The organism is Vibrio syngnathi, assembly GCF_002119525.1.
GTDB classification, from domain to species: domain Bacteria; phylum Pseudomonadota; class Gammaproteobacteria; order Enterobacterales; family Vibrionaceae; genus Vibrio; species Vibrio syngnathi.
The window spans coordinates 3,211,327-3,226,986 of the sequence record NZ_CP017916.1; the positions used below are offsets into that span (position 1 = coordinate 3,211,327).

11 protein-coding genes and 5 tRNA genes are annotated in these 15,660 nt (G+C 44.3%); 5 read left to right on the forward strand and 11 right to left on the reverse strand.

The window, feature by feature from the left end:
* The first annotated feature begins 182 nt into the window (after nucleotides 1-182).
* From K08M4_RS14560 to K08M4_RS14575, 4 genes are all read left to right on the forward strand, one after another.
* The gene (locus K08M4_RS14560) at nucleotides 183-1,022 is read left to right on the forward strand and encodes a 23S rRNA (adenine(2030)-N(6))-methyltransferase RlmJ (protein WP_086050318.1); all 840 of its coding nucleotides are present in this window, start codon (nucleotides 183-185) and stop codon (nucleotides 1,020-1,022) included.
* 188 nt (nucleotides 1,023-1,210) lie between these two features.
* Nucleotides 1,211-2,566 (forward strand): glutathione-disulfide reductase, encoded by a 1,356-nt coding sequence (gorA, locus tag K08M4_RS14565; RefSeq protein ID WP_086050319.1) that lies wholly within the window; start codon nucleotides 1,211-1,213, stop codon nucleotides 2,564-2,566.
* 201 nt (nucleotides 2,567-2,767) lie between these two features.
* Complete coding sequence (locus K08M4_RS14570) at nucleotides 2,768-4,465, forward strand: hypothetical protein (RefSeq protein WP_086050320.1); 1,698 nt, start codon at nucleotides 2,768-2,770, stop codon at nucleotides 4,463-4,465.
* 141 nt (nucleotides 4,466-4,606) lie between these two features.
* The gene (locus tag K08M4_RS14575) at nucleotides 4,607-4,858 is read left to right on the forward strand and encodes a DUF6482 family protein (protein WP_086050321.1); all 252 of its coding nucleotides are present in this window, start codon (nucleotides 4,607-4,609) and stop codon (nucleotides 4,856-4,858) included.
* 114 nt (nucleotides 4,859-4,972) lie between these two features.
* On the opposite strand, the gene K08M4_RS14580 is transcribed toward K08M4_RS14575, so the two are convergent.
* From K08M4_RS14580 to K08M4_RS14635, 11 genes are all read right to left on the reverse strand, one after another.
* Nucleotides 4,973-6,214 carry an NADH:ubiquinone reductase (Na(+)-transporting) subunit B gene (locus tag K08M4_RS14580; RefSeq protein ID WP_086050322.1) on the reverse strand — a complete coding sequence of 414 codons (1,242 nt, stop codon included), beginning with the start codon at nucleotides 6,212-6,214 and terminating at the stop codon, nucleotides 4,973-4,975.
* Between the two features lie 199 nt (nucleotides 6,215-6,413).
* Nucleotides 6,414-7,400: an SPOR domain-containing protein gene (locus K08M4_RS14590; RefSeq protein WP_086050324.1), complete on the reverse strand. Its 987-nt coding sequence runs from the start codon at nucleotides 7,398-7,400 to the stop codon at nucleotides 6,414-6,416.
* A gap of 188 nt (nucleotides 7,401-7,588) precedes the next feature.
* Nucleotides 7,589-8,527 carry an ABC transporter permease gene (locus K08M4_RS14595; protein WP_004735541.1) on the reverse strand — a complete coding sequence of 313 codons (939 nt, stop codon included), beginning with the start codon at nucleotides 8,525-8,527 and terminating at the stop codon, nucleotides 7,589-7,591.
* Nucleotides 8,528-8,529: 2 nt separating this feature from the next.
* Nucleotides 8,530-9,507 carry an ABC transporter permease gene (locus K08M4_RS14600; protein WP_009848074.1) on the reverse strand — a complete coding sequence of 326 codons (978 nt, stop codon included), beginning with the start codon at nucleotides 9,505-9,507 and terminating at the stop codon, nucleotides 8,530-8,532.
* Between the two features lie 180 nt (nucleotides 9,508-9,687).
* A complete protein-coding gene (locus K08M4_RS14605) occupies nucleotides 9,688-11,241 on the reverse strand; it encodes an ABC transporter substrate-binding protein (RefSeq protein ID WP_086050325.1) in 1,554 nt (517 codons plus the stop codon).
* 94 nt (nucleotides 11,242-11,335) lie between these two features.
* Complete coding sequence (locus tag K08M4_RS14610) at nucleotides 11,336-13,063, reverse strand: dipeptide ABC transporter ATP-binding protein (RefSeq protein ID WP_055318741.1); 1,728 nt, start codon at nucleotides 13,061-13,063, stop codon at nucleotides 11,336-11,338.
* A 1,275-nt stretch (nucleotides 13,064-14,338) separates the two neighbouring features.
* A tRNA-Pro gene (locus tag K08M4_RS14615) sits at nucleotides 14,339-14,415 on the reverse strand.
* A 55-nt stretch (nucleotides 14,416-14,470) separates the two neighbouring features.
* Nucleotides 14,471-14,546 (reverse strand) — tRNA-His (locus K08M4_RS14620).
* 45 nt (nucleotides 14,547-14,591) lie between these two features.
* Nucleotides 14,592-14,668, reverse strand: a tRNA-Pro gene (locus tag K08M4_RS14625).
* 77 nt (nucleotides 14,669-14,745) lie between these two features.
* Nucleotides 14,746-14,821: transfer RNA gene (locus tag K08M4_RS14630), tRNA-His, on the reverse strand.
* Nucleotides 14,822-14,869: 48 nt separating this feature from the next.
* Nucleotides 14,870-14,946 (reverse strand) — tRNA-Arg (locus K08M4_RS14635).
* A 297-nt stretch (nucleotides 14,947-15,243) separates the two neighbouring features.
* Between K08M4_RS14635 and K08M4_RS14640 the strand changes: the two genes are divergently transcribed.
* Nucleotides 15,244-15,657 (forward strand): c-type cytochrome, encoded by a 414-nt coding sequence (locus tag K08M4_RS14640; protein WP_086050326.1) that lies wholly within the window; start codon nucleotides 15,244-15,246, stop codon nucleotides 15,655-15,657.
* Nucleotides 15,658-15,660: the final 3 nt, after the last annotated feature.

Sequence of the window (15,660 nt, forward strand, 5' to 3'; positions counted from 1 at the left end):
ATAGTTATTAAATAGTGCCCATCAAGGCAAATTTCAATAGCAGAACCAATAACTAACTGCATATTGCGAACGACTGTTCCTGAATTGATCGAGAATTTATGGTCCATTGAGGGTTATAATAGTCGGATTAACCCCACCTACACTAACCACACTCTAATTCGAGAGTGTTACGAGAGTTTAATTTGTTAAGTTATCGCCACAGCTTCCACGCAGGTAACCATGCCGACGTAGTAAAGCATATCGTACAGAGCCTTATTCTTAATTCTTTGAAACAGAAGGATAAGCCTTTTGTTTATCATGACACTCACTCTGGTGTAGGTCGTTACGACTTAACGCATGAATGGTCTGAAAAAACGGGCGAATACAAACAAGGTATTGCACGCGTTTGGGCACAAACAGAACTTCCTGAAGACATTCAAAGCTACCTTGAGTCTATCTCAGCACTCAACAATGGCGAAAAACTGCGTTTCTACCCAGGTTCACCACGTGTTGCACGCACACACCTACGTGACCAAGACCGCATGGTACTGACTGAGCTTCACCCAGCCGATCACCCGCTGCTTGAGCAAGAGTTCCACCGCGATCGTCAAGTGTCTATCTATAAAGAAGATGGTTTTAAGCGCTTGAAGGGTAGCCTGCCACCAAAAGAACGTCGTGGTTTGGTACTGATCGATCCGCCTTACGAGCTGGCAAAAGAGTATCGTGATGTGGTGACTGCGATTGCTCAAAGCCATAAGCGCTGGGCAACCGGTATCTACGCAATTTGGTACCCGGTGGTAAACCGTTGTGATATCGAAGACATGATTGAAGGACTTGAAGGCTTAGGCATTAACAAGATTCTACAAATCGAACTTGGCGTATCACCAGACACCAATGAGCGTGGCATGACAGCATCAGGCATGATTGTTATCAACCCGCCTTGGAAGCTAGAAAGCCAAATGAACGAAATTCTTCCATTCTTGAAGGAAGCTATTGCGCCGGCAACCGGTCACTTCAAAGTAGAGTGGATCGTACCCGAATAATCTCGAACTTAACGTCATGCTCTGACGAATATTCAGCAGATTGTGACGTACACGAATAAATTTTAAACAGGGAGATTGAGTTCAACCGATCTGCCCTCAATATAATAATTAGACAATTTAAGAATCTATAGGACGTAGGTGTTCAGTGCGCTCACTGTACCCACAGCCTTCAATAAATGGAGAAAGTAATGGCGACTCATTTTGATTACATCTGTATCGGTGGCGGTTCAGGCGGCATCGCATCAGCTAACCGCGCAGCAATGCACGGTGCAAAAGTTGCACTTATCGAAGCTCAAGACCTTGGTGGTACTTGTGTAAACGTTGGTTGTGTTCCTAAAAAGGTTATGTGGCACGGTGCTCAAGTTGCTGAAGCGATCAACCTATATTCAAAAGACTACGGCTTCGACGTTGACGTAAAAGGCTTCAACTGGGGCAAACTGGTTGAAAACCGTCAAGCGTACATTGGTCGTATCCACCAATCTTACGATCGCGTTTTGGGTAACAACAAAATAAACGTAATCAAAGGCTTTGCTAAGTTTGTAGATGAGAAGACTGTTGAAGTAAACGGTGAGCACTACACAGCGGATCACATCTTGATCGCGGTAGGTGGTCGTCCAACCATTCCAAACATTCCTGGCGCAGAGCACGGTATCGACTCAAACGGTTTCTTCGACCTGATGGAGCAACCTAAGCGTGTTGCTGTAATCGGCGCAGGCTACATCGCAGTAGAAATCGCAGGCGTACTAAGTGCACTTGGCACAGAAACACACCTGTTCTGTCGTAAAGAGTCACCACTACGTAGCTTCGATCCAATGATCGTAGAAACACTGGTTGAAGTAATGGAAGCGGAAGGTCCAACACTTCACACGCACTCAGTTCCTAAAGAAGTAGTGAAAGAAGCAGATGGCACACTGACTCTGCACCTAGAGAACGGCAACACTCAAAACGTTGACCACCTAATTTGGGCTATCGGTCGCCACCCAGCTACTGACGCTATCAACCTAGCATCAACGGGCGTTGCAACCAACGACCGTGGCTACATCAAAGTAGACGAGTTCCAAGCAACCAACGTTCCTGGCATCTACTGTGTTGGCGACATCATGGAAGGCGGTATCGAGCTAACTCCTGTTGCTGTTAAAGCCGGTCGTCAGCTTTCTGAGCGTCTATTCAACGGTCAAACAAACGCAAAAATGGACTACGAGCTAGTGCCTACTGTTGTATTCAGCCACCCACCTATCGGCACGATCGGTCTAACGACTCAAGAAGCTGAAGAGCAATACGGCAAAGACAACATCAAGGTTTACACGTCTGGCTTCACTGCAATGTACACAGCAGTAACCAAGCACCGTCAACCGTGTAAGATGAAGCTTGTATGTGCTGGTGAAGAAGAGACAGTAGTCGGCCTGCACGGCATCGGCTTCACTGTTGATGAAATGCTTCAAGGCTTCGGCGTTGCAATGAAGATGGGCGCAACCAAAGCAGACTTCGACTCTGTTGTGGCTATCCACCCAACAGGCAGCGAAGAATTCGTTACCATGCGCTAAACCACTGTAAGTCAAAGAAATATTATACAAAAGCCGACCTGTGTCGGCTTTTTTTGTTTTTTACCGTATGATTGGTACGTTTATTAACCGAACGGCATTTTACATACTTAACTTGGAATCAAGATCAAACTACAATCGCGCGCTATAAAATTACACGCATAAAAAAACAATTAGCTCTAATACATGAAGGATGTACGAGTAATGAAAAAAGTGAGTATTCTCGCAGCGGCGATTGCAGTGGCTTTAACAGGTTGTGGTAGCGACAGTTCTAATTCAGGTGTCACAACACCGGCAGAACCATCTACAACAACCAACAAATTTATCGATGCAGCTGTAGAAGGTATCTACTACAGCACTAGCTCTGGTTCAAAGGGCGTCACAAACAGCGAAGGCGAATTTACCGCTAAGTCCAACGACACGGTGACCTTCTTCATTGGTGGTGAAAATGGCTTGAAAGTTGGGGCAGCATCAAACCGTGATGTACTGACGCCATTTGAAGCAGCGGGCAAGTACGACCGAGCTCTAAATTTAGCCATTCTGCTTCAGTCTTTAGATAATCAATTTGGTAACGCTTCTGATGAAGTACTGACAATTCCAGATGCGCTGCGCGAACCTGATGCTGCGACGTTAGCGAAGATGAAAAGCCTAAGTCTAGATGACCGTGATTCTGTTACAGACTTCCTGACAGCGATGGGAGTCACTTCAATTACGAGTGAGTCTGAAGCATTGGCTCATATGGAGAAAGCATTCGGAGAAAAATCAGGGACTGTTCGCGGCAGCACTGATGCCAATCCATTTGTAGCGAAAAATGGGCAATTCATTCGCTCAATCATGGTGAGACAGTATGATATTAACGATCCAAACAACCGCCCTAACGACAAAACAATGTTAGTTCACGCTGACAAAATGCTTCCTAAAGCTGTGTTTGAACATACACGTGGTACGCCTTACTTCATTTATCAAGATTCAGCCAATGGTCTTATTGCTGTAAGTGACAGCGACTCTTTATTGTCAGGCGCACAAGCTGAAGAGTATATCAGCTGTGTATTGACGGGAAGTTCTGCAGGCTGCAATCAAACAGCTCACCCAGACTTCACCCTAAACGCTCCGTTTTCTTACCTTCTGCTTGATAAAAGCAAAGAAAATACCACTCCTAAACCAGAAAGTTACGATTGGGTACCTTTCATTGAAGGGAATCAACAAGTCCTCAACCGCTACACGCCAAACAAACTGGAAGATGACCGAAATGAAGGCGATGCAGACCCTTCATACCAATATGAAACCCTTTCTGGCAGCTATGACCCAATTACAAAAATATACACACAGATTCGTTCAAAAACAGAGTTAAGCGACCCATCAAGCGAATCTAGTAAAGCAAAGCGTATCGAAGAAAGTTTGAATTTCTACTATCACGTAGAAACACCTAGTGACGAAAGGTACGTAGACTTCACTGGGTCTTGGGATACCACTCAGATTTGCGCTGATGGACAAAATGCTGTCATGAGAATGGTATTTGATTCTGAGGGCGCTACCGTATCAGGGAAAGAGTGCAATGCAAACTCACCGGCAGATCTTGAAGACTCAGGCAAGAAGTATACCTATGAAGAGCTTGCTGCGATTGACTATTGGTGGTTTAACATTTCAGGACGTGAATCAAAAGCAACACTGACAGATCTAAACTCAGTTGTGCGCTTCTGTGATGATACTGACAATGGTTATATTCCTGGTTCAGGAGATAAATGTCCTGTTGATGCAAAAGGTAATAATCAAGAATACATCATTAAATGGGAGTATCAGCCAGCAGGTACTAACTGGGATGAAGGGTTGCTAACTCGCCGTAAAATGACTCCGGACGGATCAACAACAGGCCGTGTTAGCATCATGCAAAAAATCAACTAACCTTTGAGTTAATTTGATCACTTATTAATAAACCAGAAGCTGAGCTTCTGGTTTTTTCATTTTTAACACACATGAACCTTCAAACAACCATCAACGTAGATACAGAAACAAAGAACTATCGAGAACAACATGGAGTTTGTGATGAATCTACTCATTGAATCATTTGAAGGCGGGATCTACTTGGCTTACCAAATCATTGGCGAGCAAAAGCAGTTAATCAAAGACGACCACCAGCACCCAATGAAGTTTTTGAGTGTTAACCAAGCACGCGACCACTTTAGCGACCAAGGTGTGTCATCGGCAATGTTGGTGCATAACAGTGCTTACGATGAAATGTGCGGTGAGCATTGTGGTAACACCCAACCGTTCGAGATTGATTTGAAGTGGAGTTAAATCAAATCAAATCAAATCAAATCAAATCAAATCAAATCAATCGCAATAAAAATTGAAGGCTTGCAGCAACGCAAGCCTTTTTGATGAGAATAGCTTTCCCTTTCTGCACTGAACTCAGCGCAATGTTCGTTTCTGTCTGCGTTTGATATTTTGCTCTTTCACAATAAAGTCGAACAATGGCGCGAACAGGTTAGCAAACAGAATGGCTAACATGATTCCCTCTGGATAAGCTGGGTTGAGCACTCTAATCCCGACGGTCATAACGCCTATCAAAATACCGTAAGCCCATTTACTGTTATTGGTAAAAGCGGCAGATACTGGGTCGGTTGCCATAAAGAAAGTACCAAAGGCAACACCACCAAACACAAAGTGCCAGTAGAACGGCATCGAAAACATCAAGTTGGTATCGGAGCCGATCCAATTCATCAAACTCGAAGTCACCACGAGGCCAATAATCACACCAGCGACTATGCGCCAAGAGGCGATCTTCATGGCAATCAGAATCAGACCCGTCAACATGATAAGCAATGAAGAAACCTCACCCATCGAGCCCGGTATATTACCGATAAACGCATCCATCCAAGTGATCGCCTCGCCAGTCATGTTATTGATGAGTGACGTGCTGCCACCTTCGTACCATTGACTCAGCGGTGTCGCGCCTGAATAGCCGTCAGCGGCAACCCACACAAGCCCACCCGACATGTTGGATGGATAAGCGAAATAGAGAAACGCGCGGCCTGCGAGTGCAGGGTTAAGGAAGTTTCGTCCTGTACCACCGAACAGCTCTTTGGCCACAACGATACCAAAGGTGATACCTAATGCGGCTTGCCATAATGGAATAGTCGGCGGGAGGATTAAGGCGAACAACACCGAACTCACAAAGAAGCCTTCGTTGATCTCATGCTTACGCACTACGGCAAACAACACCTCCCAGAAGCCACCGACCACAAACACCGTCGCGTACACAGGTAAGAAGTAGAGAGCCCCGAGCAACATCTGACTTCCCCAGCTACTTGCCATTAAGGACTGTGCATCACCAAATGCCCATGACAAGCGCCAACTACTTTCAATAACAGAGGTAAGTTCATTAAGTTGATAACTGGACGTTAATGCGAGGAAGCTTTGGTGCCCGACGTTATACATGCCCCAGAACATGGCAGGGAAAGTCGCCAGCCACACCAAAATCATAATACGCTTGAGATCGATACTATCTCGAACATGGGTCAAGCCTCGGTTTACGTTGCCGGGCGTATAAAAGATGGTGGCAAACGCCTCATAGACTGGGTAAAGCTTTTCGTATTTACCTCCGGCTTCAAAACGCGGGGCTACGTCTTCTAATCGTTTCTTCAAACTCATAATCTCAATCACCTTATTGCTTGAGTTATGGTTTTCTACGCATCAACCGTGCTATTTGAACAGTTTTTAGCGATTTTTAATCAAATTCGTCTTGAAGAACGAGTGTCTAAAAGTCGAACCGATGTTGAAAAAGAAGGGTGTATAAACAACAAAGCCCCAGCAATGGCTGAGGCTTATTTGGTATTACAACAGGTCTTCGTTATTTCACACACATCACATTAAGTAGTGAGGAGCCTTTAAGCTGGTTTACGTTACCGTTAGTAAACAGGCCTTTCTTGTCTGCGCCCCAATAAGGCAGGTGCATCGGCCAATTCTGGTTTTCCATGACCTTCGACCCTAAGAGATTTTGCCACTGCTTTTCACTCAACAGCGTCATATTAATCTTGTCACATACTAATTCAGCACTGTCGTAATCGAGTCGGCTCCAAGGTTTACCTTGCTCCATATAAAACTGTTGTTCATCACCTAAAAGGTAAGGAATCGCATATTTACTACCCGCAACACTCGCTGTCATGCGCATTTCAATGTCCAGATCGTTATCTGAATTTGCACCATGACTAGGGAAAGCTTGAATGGCAGCAGCACTCGCGACTGCAGCTTTTTGAACAGCAGCTATCGGCTTCGGTTCTGGTTTCGCTGCTGCTTTTGCCTTAACTGGGGCTTGATGCTTAACCGCTTTTGGCTCCGCCGATTTTGACTTCATCGCTTTAGTAACGACTGGTTGTGAAGAAGAGGTCTTCGATTTATCAACCATACGAATAAAAGCTTCGCCATATCCTGAAACCTTACGTACCTGAGCTAAGTCTGTTCTCGCATCAGAGAAAGTAGAATAAGGGCCAATTAGGCAGCGATAGTCTCCACCCTCTGGTTTCATCCATACGTTGGTTGAGATTTTCTCATACAATGGCTTTGCTTTGCTCAGTGACAAAGGCTTATTCAACAAACCACATTGAACCCAAAACAGCTCATTATCTGAATGATGTTTAGGCGCTTTACTGCCCCAAACACCTTTACCAATCGGACATGATTGTTCTAGCTGTGGTAACTGATTGGTGCTTGCCTGAGTCGCATCGCATAGAACCGATTCGGCATTAACTTGGCTTGATACCAACAGGAATGCAGCAATAAGCCCCATACGATAATTTCTAACCACAGCACGACATACAACATTCATTGTCAACTTCATAACCACCACTTAAACCCGCTAGGGGTTAATTATTACCGAACAAATATCGATAAAACATGAATTCCATTTTAAGTACTATTGACTCTATCAATGGTACTAAGTTCCAAATTCATTAAGCAAAAAAAGAGCCGTAATTGCTTACGACTCTTAGTTTAGTGATTTTTTTTACTAAAAATCAAACTGAACTATCACCCTTTATAGATTTTCGGGTTAAACACGTCACGTAACCAGTCGCCTAGTAGGTTGATAACTAGAACCAATGTCACCAAAAGCACACCTGGGAATGCAGTGATCCACCATGCTCCTGAGAAGATGTAGTTAAAACCAGTACTAATCAGAGCACCCAGTGACGGTTGGTCGACTGGAAGGCCTAAACCTAGGAAAGAAAGTGCCGCTTCTGACATGATGGCATTTGCCACCTGTACTGTAGAGATAACCAAAATCGGTGATAAACAGTTAGGCAGAATATGACGGAACATGATACGAGGTGCTCTAAAGCCCATCACACGTGCCGCTTCTACGTACTCTTTCTTCTTCTCTGCTAATACTGATGCACGAATAGTACGCGCATACTGCGGCCATTCTGCGATACCAATGATCACCACCAGCATAACAACGGCATATTGCGCGTAGAAGTCACTACCGAAACTTGCCTTAAAGATGGCCGAGACAATGATCGCCACCATCATGGTTGAGAACGAAAGCTGAACATCAGCGAAGCGCATCAAGAAGCTATCAATACGGCCACCGAAGTAACCCGCAGACAAGCCAATGATAATACCAAGCGTCAGTTGTAGACCTACCGCTAAGAAACCAATGGTCAGTGATAAGCGCGAACCGTAAAGCATAGTCGATAAAATATCACGGCCTTGCTCATCCGTTCCGAGCAAGAAACGTTCTTCGCCGTCTTCCATCCATGATGGTGGCAGCTCTGAATCCATGATATCAATCGATGTCACGTCGTACGGGTCTGTTGGCGCTAGAATAGGTGCTGCTAGTGCCATCACTAAGAAGATTGAGAAAATGGCGAAACTCACCATTGCCACTTTGTCGCGTAAGAAGTAATACACAATGTCTGATTGCTTAAAACGTTCCCAGCGAGACGGCACTGTCGATGTCTGTTCCATGATTATGCTCCTTTCCCTGTGATGTTAACGGTTGGGTTGATAACACCGTAAAGCAAATCAACAATCGTGTTAGTCACTACGAAAATAAGACCAACAAAAATAACGTATGCGGTAATCAGCGGTGTATCTACACGGTTGATCGCTTCTAAAAATAAGAAACCTGTGCCTGGCCACTGGAAAACCGTTTCAGTAAGAATGGTGTATGCCACCATAGTACCAATCTGAACACCACCAACAGTAAGAACCGGTAGCATGGTGTTTTTCAATGCGTGTTGGTAATAGATTTTGTTTAGCGCTAGGCCTTTCGCTTTACCGAATTTAATGTATTCAGAACTTAGAACTTCTAGCATTTCAGAACGCACTAAACGAATAAACAGCGGCAGCATGATAGATGCCAGAGCAATACTCGGCAGTACTAAGTGTGCAAGGCCATCTAGCGTTAAGAAGCCTGACTCCCAACCAAACCAGTTAGCCGTATCACCACGCCCGAATGACGGCAGCCAACCGAGCTCGATAGAGAACACATACATCAGCATGATTGCAGTTAAGAAAACAGGCACCGAGATGCCGACACTACTGCCTGCCATAATCAATTTGGTAAAAAAGCTTTTAGGGTGAATCGCAGAGTAAACGCCGAGTGGGATCGACATACAAACAATAATTAAAGAAGCACCAAATACCAGCTCCAGAGTTGCCACTAGTTTATCTAGAATCACATCAACTGCAGGTCGCTTAAAGAAGTATGAAGTACCAAGATCACCCTGTAGAGCTGCGCCTACAAAGCGAGAGTATTTTGTAACGAAGGGATCATTTAAGCCGAGTTCATCGCGTAGCGCTTGACGCTCCGCCTCTGAAACAGATTGACCGACTAACTCACGTAACGGGTCGCCCAGGTTATCCTGAATGGCAAACGCCACCAAACTGATCACAAACATCACTATCAGTGCCTGAAACAGGCGCTTGACCAGAAACGTAACCATTCCTTGCCCCTTATCTATCCATGACTATCTAATCGAAATCCGCGACTAGACAACAAAAAATTCAGTCTTAAAAAAGGTATTTAGCCAGACTGAAGGAAGACCAAATACCGAAACTTAAATCTATATCTTAATAATATGGAGAGCCTGAAAGCTTCAGGCTCTCGATTCTAGCAAGCTAGATTATTTTACAACTAGGTCGCCGAAGTAAGGCATAACCATTGGGTTTACTACGTCTGCTGCACCTACGTTAGATTTCGCGCCCCACGCTTCACTTTGCCAGTGTAGAGGTACGAATACTGCGTCGTTGTAAAGTGTTGCTTCAACGCCTTTCAACATTTTAGAACGCTTAACTGGGTCAGTTTCAGTGTTAGAAGCTTCTACAATCGCATCCATTTCTGGGTTTGAGTAGCCAGAACAGTTGTATTGACCACGGCCAGTCTCTTCGTTACGAGTCATTGTTAGGAACTCGTTGAAGTTAGCTGAATCTTCTGTATCTGAGTGCCAGCCGATCATCATCATGTCTGCTGAACATAGGTCAAATTCAGGCCAGTACTGTGCTTTAGGCATTGTTTTAAGATCAACTTTGATACCAATCTTAGACAGCATTGCCGCAGACGCTTGCGCTACTTTCGCATCGTTCACGTAACGGTTATTAGGCGCTGCCATAGTTAGTGTAAAGCCATCTTCGTAGCCCGCTTCTTTCATCAGCTCTTTCGCTTTTTTCAGATCGTAACGAGGAACTAGATCTTCGTTGTGACCCGCGTAGCCTGTTGGGCTTTGCTGACCAGCAGCTGTCGCGAAACCTTTCATGATTTTCTTAACAATACCTTCATTGTTAATCGCATGAACGATTGCTTGACGAACGCGCACATCTTTCAGTGCTTCGTTGCTGTTTTGATTCATTTGGAACGTAATGATACGAGTACCAGGTAGCGTTACTAGATCGATGTTCTTCGCTTTTTTAACACGCTTGTGATCGTTTGGCGCAACAGGGTGAATCATATCAACGTCGCCAGAAAGAAGTGCTGCTACACGCGTTGCATCTTCTTTGATTGGCACAAGTGTTAGCTTGTCTACGTTGCCTTCAGTTTCTGTGTCCCAGTAATCGTTGAAACGCTCGAACGTTACTTTAACGCCTTGCTCACGCTGCGTTACGATGAATGGGCCAGTACCTGAAACGTTAGTCGAAGCAAACGAGTTACCGTGCTTAACTAGCTCAGATTTATCATTACCTTCCGCTGTTTGACCAGAGTAGAACTTGCTGTCCATTGGGAAGATGTAAGTTGCTGTTTGTAGTACTAGTGGGTAAGCCGCTTTTGATACTAGCTCAACTGTGTAGCCATCCACTTTTACCATTTTTTCGTATGGCGTGAAGATAGACTTAAAGTCTGGAGAAGCTTGTAGACGTTCAAAAGTCCACACAACATCATCAGCAGTCAGTTCGTTACCAGAGTGGAATTTCACACCTTCACGTAGGTTAAAACGGAAAGTCGTATCATCAACACGCTCCCAGCTAGATGCTAGGCGGCCTTCAAAATCCATCTCTTGAGTGAAACGTACTAGAGGGTCAAACACCATGTGAGACATTTGCAGTGTGCCACCAGACAGCTGCTCGTGCGGGTCAAGTGATACCGGGTCAGCTGCGTAGCCAACGGTAATATCTGCTGCTGCTGCACTAAAGCTTAGGCCAGCTGCCATTAAAGCCACTGCTAATTTGCTTTTCATGGTTTTCATTGCATAACTCCTTCATGCGGGAATCCAGATCCCTAGTTGTTGTATTTGCGTCTGTTTATTGTTTTTAGCAAGCCAAACTCCAGCCTGCTGATTTTTATACCGCGGCTTGTGCCACTGCTTTTTCTTCTCTTAAACCTGTAAATTCAGGCATTAAAGAAATTAGATGCTTGCTGTATTCATGCTGAGGCGATTGGAATAGCTGCTCGGTTGGCGCTACTTCCAATAGTTCTCCCATTTGCATCACACCTACACGATCACACATTTGGCGAATAACCGGTAAATCGTGACTGATAAACAGCATGGTTAGGTTGAGCTCGTCTTGTAAGTCTTTTAGTAGGTTAAGGATCTGAGCCTGTACCGACACATCCAGTGCCGAGGTAGGTTCATCACAAATCAAAAGACGGGGACGAGTTGCCAAGGCGCGAGCGATAGAAATACGCTGACGTTGGCCACCTGAGAATTCGTGTGGGTACTTAACCCCTGCCATTACGCCTAAACCAACGTGCTCTAGCAGGTCGTTCACGATCTGACGAGTTTCATTCTCGTTGCGTGTAAGTTTATGAAATCGGATAGGCTCAGCAATGATGTCGAATATCTTCATTCGAGGGTTCATTGATGTATAAGGGTTTTGGAAAACCATCTGCATTTGACGACGCATTGGGCGACGTTCTTTTTCAGATTTAAGTCCCGTAAGATCAACGCCTTCAAACGTTACCTTGCCTGAGTTAGGTGCGTACAAACCAGCAATCACACGAGCAATCGTTGATTTACCCGAACCAGATTCACCCACAAGACCAAAAGTTTCACCTTCGTGTACTTCAAAGCTCACATTGTTTGACGCCTGAACGTACTCACGGCGACTCTCAAAGAAAGAATCCTTGGTGGTAAAGCGTAAGTTGACGTTTTCAACATTCAACAGCGGGCCAGTGTAATCACGGTGATCTTGGCTTTGACCTAACCAGTGGTTTTTCACATCAAGTGGTTCCATCTCGTGCGCTTCTTCGATGTAGCTCACAAGAGGGAAACGATCGAGTTTACGATCTGAACGCGGAACCGCTGAGATAAGACTGTGCGTGTAAGGGTGTTCAGGAGTACCAAGGACTTTCGCCGTCGGGCCAAACTCAACTAAATCACCACGATACATAACCGCTACGCGATCGGTAACGTTAGATACGACACCCATATCGTGGGTTACCAACATACAACCTACGTTTTTCTTAATACATAGATCGCGAATCAGGCCTAAGATTTGGTCTTGGATAGATACGTCTAGAGCGGTTGTTGGTTCATCGGCGATGATCAGGTCAGGTTCACCGGCCAATGCGATCGCGATAACAACACGCTGACGCATACCGCCAGAGAATTGGTGTGGGTACTGCTTTAAACGGTTTTCTGGTTGCGGAATACCAACTTGGTTCATCAAATCTAATGAGCGCTGGTAGGCTTCTTGATCCGAAACCTTCATGTTGGCATGAATCGTCTCTTTTAACTGCTGTTCTACTGTGAATAGAGGGTTAAGAGAAGTCATTGGATCTTGGAAGATAAAACCAATCTTTGAGCCGCGAACAGAACGCATCTGTTCAGGAGATAAGCCTGAAACTTTTTCACCGTCCAGAAATACCTCGCCGCTAGCAATGCGACCAGGAGGGCTCAGCAAATCGATCACAGCATTACCTACTGTTGATTTGCCTGCACCAGACTCGCCTACAACGCCAACAATCTCACCACGTTCAATGTTGAACGAAAGTGATTTCACTGCGGCGTGAACTCCATGACGAGATGGGTATTCGATACGAAGATTTTTTACTTCTAAAAGTGACATTACCAGACCTCTACTGCTTTGGCAGCTTTCTGCCCTGTCTGCAAAATTGAATCCATTCTTACCAGAATATTGTTCTGATATTTTATACGGTTGACAATTTGGCAAACAATTCACAGAAAAGCAACAAAAATAGGATAAAAAGTCGACATTAAACGCTTAACAAGCAAAAGCACCACATAACTATTCACCCATAGAGCATATAGTAATAAAAATCAACATTCTATTGTCGATAATAAATACTCACAAATCCCTTACTACCACTTACTTGTAGAGTTAAACCTATGGTTAAAAGCAGATCTCACTACCAGTCACTAAAAACAAATAATTATTCCAAAAAACAATTAACACTATAGAAACAAACGCTAGCTTTGCTAATTTAAGCAAACAAAACAACCACACAAAGCCAACCCAACCACACATTCAACCATATGTATTATTTTGATAAATACAAACAAGAAAACGAAAGATTTAATAAATCAAAGGATTTTTTAAACAACAAGATTCGAAGAAATCTGTCAAATACAGGCCTTAGAGAACATATTTAACGTCAAATTTCACTTTTCATAAAAATCCTTAGACCAAACCTATTAATTTGTCGAATGATTGGTGGTGAATTTTATATAAAATTAGATATCGATCTGCACATTTGATAAAATAAACCAACATCATAATGGGAGATAAAGGGTAAGAGCCTGCCTTATAATAAAGAGGGATACTGACGTTAGTAGCATTAAGCAAGGTGTCGAATCGATTGAGGTCCCAGCATTCAAAATTGAAAATTACTGAAACGAAAGATGTAAAAAAGCCCCGTCATTTCTGACGAGCTTTCTTAAAGTGATCGGTGAAGAGACATTCTTTGAACATCAGGCGAACCCCACTTGGGTTCCAATCTAGCGATCTACAGATGAAAAAAAAGCTCATCATTTCTGATGAGCTTTCTTAAAGTAATCGATTAAGAGACATTCCTTGAACATCAGGCGAACCCCATTTGGGTTCCAATCTAATGATCTATAGATGAAAAAAAAGCTCATCATTTCTGATGACTTTCTTAGAGGTGGTCAGTGAAGAGACATCCTTTGAACATCAGGCGAACCCCATTTGGGTTCCAATCTAATGATCTATAGATGAAAAAAAAGCTCATCATTTCTGATGACTTTCTTAGAGGTGGTCAGTGAAGAGACATCCTTTGAACATCAGGCGAACCCCACTTGGGTTCCAATCTAGTGATCTATAGATGAAAAAAAAGCTCATCATTTCTGATGAGCTTTCTTAAGGTGGTCGGTGAAGAGGGATTCGAACCCCCGACCCTCTGGTCCCAAACCAGATGCGCTACCAAGCTGCGCTATTCACCGAGACGTTTCGTTTGATTTCTCAAACAGGGAACTTCAATGAAGTTACCAAAATTAATGGGGTGGCTAACGAGATTCGAACTCGCGACCACCGGAATCACAATCCAGGGCTCTACCAACTGAGCTATAGCCACCACTAATCTTTTAGATAACCGCTTAAAAAGCGATTATTGAAATAGTGGTCGGTGAAGAGGGATTCGAACCCCCGACCCTCTGGTCCCAAACCAGATGCGCTACCAAGCTGCGCTATTCACCGACTAGTTTTATATCGACTCTTGGGAATAATGAGTCAACAATGGAAGCCGAAGCTACCGATATTTTGTAAAGAAAGAATGGGGTGGCTAACGAGATTCGAACTCGCGACCACCGGAATCACAATCCAGGGCTCTACCAACTGAGCTATAGCCACCATAATTTCTTTTTTGCCAATTCTCACTTACCTAAGTAAGAGACCGGATGGCGCGCCTGAAAGGATTCGAACCTTCGGCCTTTGGCTCCGGAGGCCAACGCTCTATCCAGCTGAGCTACAGGCGCATGCCCTGTCGGCGGAGTGGAATAATACGTATATCACCTTATGCCGTCTAGTACTTTTTTAACTTTTTTTTCTGTTTGGTCTCTTTTTCGACAGTTAATATGTGATAAACCCCTTATTTGAGTACTACAACCCACCGCAGCTTATAAGTTGTTGTTTATTGCAACAACTTATCGGGATATAATCACCCATTATTTACATTGGTTTAACAGTTGCTCTTTGCTGGTTGAGCCAAAACACCCTTCCAACACTATAAATTGGTAAGCATGTACTTACCTTGGGAATGTAAAGTGAGTTTAATGGATATGTCTCGTCGAATTTTAAGCGTTGTCATCGCAGTTTTAACCTTTTCAACTGGCGCAATGGCTTCAGGCCTGAGCGAAGCAGAGCAAGATGCCATTGCTGAACGCATCAAACCAGTTGGTCAAGTTTACCTAGTGGGCAGCGAACCAGTAGCCGCAGAACCAACAGGCCCTCGCGATGGCGCAGCAGTTTACGGTACCTTTTGTATCGCTTGTCACTCATCTGGCGTAAGTGGCGCACCTAAAACAGGAGATGCTGGTGATTGGGGACCTCGTATTGCTCAAGGTCGCGACATCCTAGCTGACCATGCAATCAACGGCTTTAATGCAATGCCAGCGAAAGGTTCATGTATGGACTGTTCAGACGACGAAATCAAAGATGCTATCGAGCACATGATTGCCGGTCTGTAATTT

Bases quoted from the DNA above. Each gene is read 5' to 3' on its own strand.
- gorA (WP_086050319.1), top strand. From the start codon at position 1,211: ATGGCGACTCATTTTGATTACATCTGTATCGGTGGCGGTTCAGGCGGC.
- K08M4_RS14570 (WP_086050320.1), top strand. From the start codon at position 2,768: ATGAAAAAAGTGAGTATTCTCGCAGCGGCGATTGCAGTGGCTTTAACA.
- K08M4_RS14575 (WP_086050321.1), top strand. From the start codon at position 4,607: ATGAATCTACTCATTGAATCATTTGAAGGCGGGATCTACTTGGCTTAC.
- K08M4_RS14580 (WP_086050322.1), bottom strand. From the start codon at position 6,214: ATGAGTTTGAAGAAACGATTAGAAGACGTAGCCCCGCGTTTTGAAGCC.
- K08M4_RS14590 (WP_086050324.1), bottom strand. From the start codon at position 7,400: ATGAAGTTGACAATGAATGTTGTATGTCGTGCTGTGGTTAGAAATTAT.
- K08M4_RS14595 (WP_004735541.1), bottom strand. From the start codon at position 8,527: ATGGAACAGACATCGACAGTGCCGTCTCGCTGGGAACGTTTTAAGCAA.
- K08M4_RS14600 (WP_009848074.1), bottom strand. From the start codon at position 9,507: ATGGTTACGTTTCTGGTCAAGCGCCTGTTTCAGGCACTGATAGTGATG.
- K08M4_RS14605 (WP_086050325.1), bottom strand. From the start codon at position 11,241: ATGAAAACCATGAAAAGCAAATTAGCAGTGGCTTTAATGGCAGCTGGC.
- K08M4_RS14610 (WP_055318741.1), bottom strand. From the start codon at position 13,063: ATGTCACTTTTAGAAGTAAAAAATCTTCGTATCGAATACCCATCTCGT.
- K08M4_RS14640 (WP_086050326.1), top strand. From the start codon at position 15,244: ATGGATATGTCTCGTCGAATTTTAAGCGTTGTCATCGCAGTTTTAACC.